Below are 6,453 nucleotides of genomic sequence, written 5' to 3'. Positions count from 1 at the left end.
TCACGGTGCAGGGCGGGGTGGGAGCCCTGCTCGACAGCCTGCGCCCGATGGCCGTGTGGGAGCCCCCCGTGCTGGAGATCCCGGCCTATCGGCCCCTGGTCCACCGGGAGGCCAACTTCCACTTGGCGGGCCGTCCGCTCGTTCTGGCTCCGTCGGTGTTCTGCGGGCCGGTTCCCCAACTGTTCGCCGGCCCTCAGGCCGATAGGGTCGTCATGGTGTATCCGGCTCTGAACAACCCGGTCGACGCGGCGGCCATATGGGCTCCCCCTACCGATGCGCCTCATGCCAATGCACCGGTGTCGCCAGCGCTGTCCGCGCTCCTCGGTCGCACCAGGGCGATCGTTCTGTGCGTTATAGCCGACCACCCTGCGTGCACCACCACGCAGCTCGCACAGCGGGCGGGCATATCACCAGCCAGCGCCAGCGAGCACGCCACCACCCTGCGCAGCGCCGGGCTGACCGCACTCACCCGGGAACGGAAAACCGCACTTCATACGCTGACCCACCTCGGCTTCACCCTGCTGCACACCAACGGATCGGCTCCGGCCAGCGCCTGAGTGCCAGTGATGTCGAGCAGCAGGCCGTCCAGCGGACCGCCGCCCAGTTCGGCGTAGTCCAGGTCCGGCTACGGGCCCGGATAGTCGTGGTCGTACCCGCAGTCGCCGAGCACGACGTCGGGGTGGCGGCGGGGGCGGCCGCGTTTGCCCCGCACGGGGCGGCACGGCATGGAGAAGTGGGAGCTGTGTGACGTCGTTGCGGTTGTCGCCGGTGAGTGTGGCGGCGAGCGGGATGCCGGTGACGTCGGTGATCAGAGGTGTTCGCTGCCGATTCTGCCCCGGTCAAGAGGGCTTCATCCCGTCTTGGTGCCCCTTTTAGCGCCGGACGATGTGGGAGCCGTCGACCACTGCCAACGCGACAACCGCTGACTGTCGGCCTTGAGTACGAGGCCTGCGCGGGCTGCGCCTGGAGGCCCCGGCCACGTCTGGGGTGCCCAGACACAAAATTGACCCATGATCTGGACGTCAGAATGCACCACGAGGTGGGTCCCTTGCTGGCATAGATTGATCAGCACAAGGCCCCGGGAGACACCCGAAGCCGCAGCTCAGCACAGGGAGTACGACTATGAACGCCGCCGACGCCGCGCCACTGACACCGGTTCTGACTCGCGCCGCTACCGCTGAGACCACGAGTGACCCGAGCAGTGTGATGACGCTGCTGGCCGACTGCGGCACCGACGGCAGCTCGCTCACCAGCTACCGCTCGCAGTTCGCCAAGGGCGCTGTGGGCGCCCCGGCGCACTTCCACACCCGTGCCTCGGAGCTCTTCTTCGTCATCGGCGGCTCTCTTCAGGTACTCGTCGACGACGAGGTGAAGATCCTGGACGCGGGCGACCTTCTGCTCGTACCGCCGCACACTCCGCACGCTTTCGCGGCGGCTCCCGGCGCCGAGGCCGACGTACTGTTCGTCTTCACGCCCGGCATGCCGCGCTTCGACTACCTTCGGCTGCTCGGCCGGGTGATGCGCGGCGAGGCGAGCCCGCAGGAAATCGCCGAGTCTTCCGAGCACTTCGACAACCACTACGTGGACAGCCCGATATGGCGCGCCGCCCTGGAAGCCGCACACTGAAGGAGGATGTCGCACGTGGCCACTCCGCCTGACGCCTGGCTCGGGACCGCGACGTCGTCGAGGCGCTCGACCCGAAACTGGCGAACCACGGTACGGGAGCTACCTGCGGGCGTCGCTGTCGGACTTCTGGTACACCACGGACCCTGACCCGGTACACCGCTCACTCGCCGCGATGGACTCGGCAGCCGACACCGACGGGCGGCGTTGTGCAGGAGCAGCCACACGTGCCCGTCCTCGCGCTTGAACCGCTTCACCGTGGCTTCGCCGTCCAGCATCGCGGCCACGATGTCGCCGTTCCCTGCCACCGGCTGGCGGCGTACCGTCACACAGTCGCCGTCACTGATCCCCGCCTCGATCATCGAGTCGCCGACGACCTGAAACCGACAAGTTCGCTGAATCTCGGAGGGCTCTGCCTGGGAACTTGTGGCGATCCTGCCTCTACGACATGGAGCCTGACGTGGGTTCGCTCGCTACGCATGGGCCTGTTCACGAGTTGGTCTGAACTAGGTGAATCGCCAGCTCTGAAGATCACTTCTTGTTCGATTGAAGATCGTTTCTCAGTGGTGTGACACCTCCGCTCCGTATTGCATTGGAGTTCGTACAGGTGAGCACGGGAGAGTGGCGTGGTGAGCGAACTGTGGGCACGCACCCTGACCTGGGCAGAAGTCGATCCGTCGCGACACCCGTTCGAGCTGGACGAGGATGCGGCGGAGGCATTGGCCGATCTTGTCGCACCCTTGCTGCCCAGCCCTGCGGCCGTCGAAGAGCACTGGTGGCGCTCGCTGGACCCCGTCACCGAGTTCCTGGTGAACCGGTACGGCCGGTGGGCCTGCGGTTGGAACTGGTCGGTGGGTGAGGGCGACACCGACGGCGGGGTCGTCGACGTGTGGTGCTGCGCCCGCCACTCCGTGACGACGGCGGACACGACCGCGCCGATGGCCGTCGCAGCCCTGGTTGAGTGGCGTGACTGGATCGAGGATTTGGCGGAGCGCTTCTCCGCATTGGCGCCGCCATCGCACTCAGCGGTGTCCCCGTCCTCTGTGGATCCCTGGTATTAGGAGCGCGCGTGCACGCGGCTGGTGACCGTGGTGGCCGACAGGACGCGGGCCGAGAGCGGCTGGTACGGGCACTGCAAGCAGGTCCTCGGATGGTTCCTCGCCTACAACGGCATCGACGACGCGAGGCGCCCCCGGCGTCCCCCCATGCGGGTCGCCCAGGCGCAATGCGCTCCCCGGTACGGCTCTGCGGGTGTTCCCGCAAGTCAGAAGCGGACCACCGCGCCGGGACGCCACCATGCCCACCGGTCGGCACCGCCTCAAACGACTCCGCTCAGCCACCCAACTGCCGCAACTGAAACGGCGAGGCTAAGCAATATCGCCACGCCCGTCTGCGGTGAGTTCGTGAGATCACCTGGTTGGCAGCACTTTTCCAGGCAGGGTTGAGTTTGAGGTATGAACAGGGGGCGCTATTGGCTCATTTGAAGTATTGCAGCCTGCGCGTTTGGGGGTATGGCGGGCGACACTTGGAATGAATTTGCAGATTATCATCACGCGTCGCCGCTTTGTTGAATTTCTCATTATCCCTCTCTCTGTCCTTGCTTATTTCTGGTGCGGGAATGTTCCTGCGTAATATGCAGGAGCGATATAAGGAAGGCTTCCCGGGCGATCGGTGGGGCCCGGGAAGCCACGCCCCGCCCTCACAGGAAATGGCCTCTCGATGAAGCAACAGTTCCCTCAAGCGGCTCGGCGCCGCATCTTGTCCGGCTGGCTGGCCTCGGCTCTCGCCGCAACGGTTGCCGCCGTCATGGTCGCTGTGACGCCGACACAGGCACTGGCCATCGCGACACCCGTCCCCCTGGGCACAGCCGCCAGTTTCTCCGTTCTGGCAGGTTCGGAGGTCACCAACACCGGACCCTCCGTGATCGACCACGACCTTGGGGTGCACCCGGGCACAGCCATCAGCGGGTTTCCGCCCGGTATCGTGCTCGGCGAGATCCATTCCGCGGACGCTGTCGCCCAACAGGCCAAGTCCGATCTGGTCGTGGCGTACAACAACGCGGCCGGCCAGGCCACGGACTTCGCGCTTCCGGCGGGCATCGGCAATGGCGACACGCTGCTTCCGGGCGTCCACACCGCCGTATCCGGTGTCGGACTCACCGGCGACCTGATCCTGGACGCCGGGGGAAACCCCAACGCCGTCTGGGTGTTCCAGATCCCCGAAGCGCTGACGACAGCGTCCTCCAGCCGGGTGCTCCTCACGAACGGCGCCTCGGCGTGCAACGTGTACTGGCAGATCGGGAGTTCGGCCACCCTCGGCACCGACTCCACCTTCGTCGGCACGATCATGGCGCTGACCTCGATCAGCGTGACCACGGGGGCGAACATTGAGGGCCGCGCGCTGGCCCGCAACGGCGCCGTGACGCTCGACACCAACAGGATCTTCCTCGGTGGATGCGCGACCACCACTGGTGGAACGACATCCGGCACGACCACCGGAACCACGACGGGCACCACCACCGGAACCACGTCCGGCACGACCACGGGCACGACCACCGGTGGAACCTCGGGAAGCATCTCCGGCAACACCGCCGGGACCACGCAGGGCAACACCGCCGGGATCACGCAGGGCAACACCGCCGGGAACACTGCGGGCAACACCGCCGGGAACACCACCGGCGGGAACACCCAGGGCAACAGCGCCGGAAACACCACCGGCGGACACGGCGACAAGCCCGGAAAGCCGGACCACCACCACAAGCCCGGCGGGCCCGGCCACCACGACAAGCCGGGCGGGCACGGCCACCACGACAAGCCCGGCCACGGCCATGACGGAGCGCCCGACAAGCCCGGCCACAGTGAGGAGCACGACGTCTACAGCTACGGCTACGGCGACAAGCCCGTAAACCACCAGCGCTAACCTCACCGTTTCGGTTGGGGTGCGCCCGCAAAGGGGGCCCTGGTATCCGGGGCAGGTCCAGGGCCCCCGCCGGCGAGGTGTGCGCCGGAGCTGGTGCGGCCTATCGGCGGTGTGCGGTGATGACGAGGTTGGACCGGTAGTCGTCGGCCGCGTCGTCCCAATCAGCGCAGGTGATCAACGTCAGCTGAGGGATGGGAGTCGGGGCGTAGACGCGCTGGGAGGGGAAGTTGTTCTTGGGCCAGACGGCCATGGTGGTGACGGTGAAGGTGGCGGTGGTCCGGTCGCGGCGTGTGAGGGTGATGCGGTCGCCGTTGCGCAGGGCACCGAGTCCGTAGAACGCTGCGGGGCCGGTGGAGGAGTCAAGGTGCCCGACGAGAATGGTGTTGCCGTTCTCCCCGGGTGTGGGTGAGCCGGTGTACCAGCCGGCGTGGTCCGCGTCGGTCGGCATGGCTATCGCACCGTGGGCGGCTGTGCCGACCTTTTCGACCCTCGTCGTCAAACCGATCTTGTGGATCTCTATGCCGTAGGGCTCGGAGCGGGGCAGGGCCGGGGCGTCCGGCCCCGAGCGGTAACGGGTGGCGGACTGGCTGCTGCGTCCGGCATCCGACGGCGGGTCTGGGGGCGGCGGTTGTGCGGTCAGGGCTGTGAAGGCCAGCAGTGCGAGGGCGGTGGCGGTGAAGGTGGTGGCCGCCGCGGTGCACATTCCGCGGCGGCCACTTGGCCAGAGGCTCGACATCCGGCGGGCCGAGTCAGCTCTGGCGGCCGGTGCGGCGGCGCAGATACACCGCGCCCCCTGCGGCAAGGAGCAGGCCGCCTGCGGCGGCGAGCGCCGTGGTGTCACCGGACTGGGTGCCGCCCAGGCCGCCGGAGACCGCGCCGGCGGGGGCCATCTTCAGCGGGCCGCACAGGGCGGGGTTGGTGGCCTCGGAGGGCAGCTTGGGGTCGAGGTCGCTGGGGCCCAGGACGTTGTCGTACTTGCCGTTGCCGTTGAAGTCGATGCCGTGGACGACGACGACCGCGTTCTCGTTGCGCAGGCTCTTCGCGGTCTCGTCGTCGACGGTGATGGTGCGGTGGTAGGTGTACGAGGCGCCCATGGGGAAGCGGTCGACCGCGAGCGCGGAGTGGTCGGCGCCGGTGTCACCGGTGGTGGTGAGCGAGGCGCCGATCTTGCCGTAGAACGGCAGACCGTCGGTGGTGTTCAGGCTCAGCTGGCCGTTGTGCTTGGTGGCCGCGGAAGCCGGCGGGCACTGGCCCTTGGCCCCGATGTGGAAGTGCTGGGCGTGCGGGGCGTTCGCCAGCAGGCCCCGCGTCTTGATCGTCACGGTGGCCTGGTTGCCCTTCAGGTGCACCATCGCCGTGCCCGAACCGGTCACCTTGCTCGTCGGGATCGGCGACAGCGTCGCGTGCAGGGAACCGTCCCGCGAGGTGTCGTCTCCTGCGAACGCCACAGGCGCCAGGACTGTACCGGACGCTATCGCCGCTAGAGCGGCGATAGCAGTGGCCGTCGTCTTCTTCATGCGAACTCCAGCTGAGAGTCGAGACCGGCTCCCCCCGAACAGGGGGATGCGCCGCGTGCGCATACCGGTAATTTCAGTCACACGTTGGACGCACGACTGTGTGATAACCACCCAAACGGTGCATTTGGGGGAATCTGCAACAAGGGGGCGAACGCCACCAGCCCGCTTGAGCGGAGCACTCTTTCGTCTTCCCGCGTACGTCTTCTCGCGCCCCCTGTCGGACCGGCCTCGCCGCACGCACCATGGGAGCTGTGGCTTCCGGTGATGAAGAAGGACAGGGCGCGGCGCTGGAGCCGGTCGGGTGGGCCGATGCGGTTCGGCTGGTCGAGCAGTTGCGTGCGTCGTGGGCCGCAGTGATGCTGGCCCAGCGGGTGCGGGATGCGCACCGGGGGCG

Annotated in this window: 6 protein-coding genes and 3 pseudogenes; 5 read left to right on the top strand and 4 right to left on the bottom strand. The window is 67.6% G+C overall.

Translation table 11 applies throughout. The annotated features are described in order from the left end of the window. Window positions 1-557, top strand: a 557-nt coding sequence (locus tag E2E34_RS29455; protein WP_138904923.1) for a winged helix-turn-helix domain-containing protein, incomplete at its 5' end; no start/stop codon positions are given. An 83-nt stretch (window positions 558-640) separates the two neighbouring features. On the opposite strand, the pseudogene E2E34_RS36725 reads toward E2E34_RS29455, so the two are convergent. Next, a pseudogene (locus E2E34_RS36725) lies at window positions 641-902 on the bottom strand (transposase); the annotation flags it as partial. A 220-nt stretch (window positions 903-1,122) separates the two neighbouring features. Between E2E34_RS36725 and E2E34_RS29445 the strand changes: the two are divergent. Together E2E34_RS29445 and E2E34_RS36720 are read left to right on the top strand one after the other, a co-directional pair. Beyond that, window positions 1,123-1,626, top strand: coding sequence for a cupin domain-containing protein (locus E2E34_RS29445; RefSeq protein ID WP_138904922.1), 504 nt, complete (start codon window positions 1,123-1,125; stop codon window positions 1,624-1,626). Between the two features lie 32 nt (window positions 1,627-1,658). Continuing rightward, window positions 1,659-1,870, top strand: a pseudogene (locus E2E34_RS36720) (hypothetical protein); the annotation flags it as partial. Here E2E34_RS36720 and E2E34_RS29435 read toward each other — a convergent pair. Continuing rightward, window positions 1,824-2,003: pseudogene (locus tag E2E34_RS29435) on the bottom strand (LexA family protein); the annotation flags it as partial. The pseudogenes E2E34_RS36720 and E2E34_RS29435 overlap by 47 nt on opposite strands. A gap of 246 nt (window positions 2,004-2,249) precedes the next feature. On the opposite strand from E2E34_RS29435, the gene E2E34_RS29430 reads away from it, so the two are divergent. Both E2E34_RS29430 and E2E34_RS29425 read left to right on the top strand, forming a co-directional pair. Next, window positions 2,250-2,684, top strand: a complete 435-nt coding sequence (locus E2E34_RS29430; RefSeq protein WP_208765374.1) for a hypothetical protein — start codon at window positions 2,250-2,252, stop codon at window positions 2,682-2,684. Between the two features lie 658 nt (window positions 2,685-3,342). Then, complete coding sequence (locus E2E34_RS29425; RefSeq protein WP_138904921.1) at window positions 3,343-4,542, top strand: ice-binding family protein; 1,200 nt, start codon at window positions 3,343-3,345, stop codon at window positions 4,540-4,542. 100 nt (window positions 4,543-4,642) lie between these two features. Here the strand turns inward: E2E34_RS29425 and E2E34_RS29420 are convergent, their stop codons facing one another. Further along, on the bottom strand, window positions 4,643-5,245 hold the full coding sequence (locus E2E34_RS29420) for a sortase domain-containing protein (RefSeq protein ID WP_167518415.1): 603 nt from the start codon (window positions 5,243-5,245) through the stop codon (window positions 4,643-4,645). Window positions 5,246-5,291: 46 nt separating this feature from the next. Next, window positions 5,292-5,990 (bottom strand): hypothetical protein, encoded by a 699-nt coding sequence (locus E2E34_RS29415; RefSeq protein WP_208765373.1) that lies wholly within the window; start codon window positions 5,988-5,990, stop codon window positions 5,292-5,294. Between the last annotated feature and the right edge of the window lie 463 nt (window positions 5,991-6,453).

It is taken from the genome of Streptomyces albidochromogenes, assembly GCF_005981925.1.
GTDB classification, from domain to species: Bacteria; Actinomycetota; Actinomycetes; order Streptomycetales; family Streptomycetaceae; genus Streptomyces; species Streptomyces albidochromogenes.
The sequence above is the reverse complement of the archived record's forward strand: the minus strand, read 5'-3'. Positions and strand labels throughout refer to the sequence as shown.